General features: G+C 62.9%; 1 protein-coding gene. It reads left to right on the top strand.

The window, feature by feature from the left end; translation table 11 throughout:
• A partial coding sequence (locus tag AC097P_RS24105; RefSeq protein ID WP_479612956.1) for a chromate transporter occupies window positions 1–1,141 on the top strand: 1,141 nt, incomplete at its 5' end.
• Window positions 1,142–1,308 lie beyond the last annotated feature (167 nt).

Below are 1,308 nucleotides of genomic sequence, written 5' to 3'. Positions count from 1 at the left end.
CACATGGGGCGGGGTTGTGGCGGGTGTGCTGTTTGTGCTGCCTTCGCTGTTCATCCTGATTGGCTTGAGCTGGGTCTATGTGGCCTTCGGCCATGTGGGCTGGGTGGCGGGCTTGCTGTATGGCATCAAGCCTGCAGTGGCGGCGATTGTGTTGCAGGCGGTGCACCGCATTGGCAGCAAGACATTGAGGAAACCGACTGTAGCCCCCGTGCTGTGGGTGGTTGCAGCTATGAGTTTTGTAGCAATCTATGTGTTCAATGTGCCGTTTCCGTGGATTGTGCTGGGTGCGGCAGTCATGGGTTGGCTGGGCTCGCGCTGGGCGCCAGCGCAGTTTGCAGCGGGCGGGGGTGGTCACGGCGCAGCCAAGGCCGTTGTGCTGGCACCGGGCGAGCGCGACTGGCTGATTGGCGACCATACACCGACACCAGCTCACGCCCGCTTCAAGCCTTCGCGCATGGTTACAGTGCTGGCCGTGGGCGCCGCGCTATGGCTGCTGCCCATGGGTGTACTGGTGGCCTGGCAGGGTTGGGATGGCGCTGTGGCGCAAATGGCCTGGTTCTTCACCAAGGCTGCGCTGTTGACTTTTGGTGGCGCCTACGCAGTGCTGCCCTACGTCTACCAGGGCGCGGTAGAACAATTTGGCTGGCTTACCGGCACCCAGATGATCGACGGGCTGGCGCTGGGCGAGACCACACCCGGGCCCCTGATCATGGTCGTGGCCTTTGTGGGTTTTGTTGGGGGCTGGACCAAGGAAGTGCTGGGGCCGGACGCGCTCTTCCTGGGTGCGGCGCTGGCAGCCACCGTGGTGACCTGGTTCACGTTTCTGCCATCCTTTATCTTCATCCTGGCCGGGGGCCCGCTGGTCGAATCCACCCACGGCAAGCTGCACCTGACCGCACCGCTGACCGCTATCACCGCAGCGGTGGTGGGGGTTATAGCCAGTCTCGCTCTGTTTTTCATAGCGCACATCGCAATATTACCGGGGGCTAGCGGCATATTTGGCTCAAGGGTGGATGGCGTGGCGCTGCTTTTGACCGCCCTGGCGGCGGTGGCGCTGCTGCGCTACAAGGTGGGTGTAGTTCCGGTCATAGTGGCCTGTGCGTTGGCGGGGCTTGCGGCGAGGATGCTGGCCTGGGCGTGAATGGCCCTGCAGGCCAGCCGCAATCAGCCTTCTACACTGCAGCCCTATCTCCACCTGCAACACAAAACGCTATGTCACACAAGATCCGCTTCTCCCACCCGTGGCTCCGCACGATGCGCGTGGCCAGTTTGTGTGCCACTGTTGGCCTGTTGACCGCCTGTGCCACC

The sequence above is a fragment of the Rhodoferax sp. ZS1R8 genome (genome assembly GCF_056521325.1).
The sequence above is the reverse complement of the archived record's forward strand: the minus strand, read 5'-3'. Positions and strand labels throughout refer to the sequence as shown.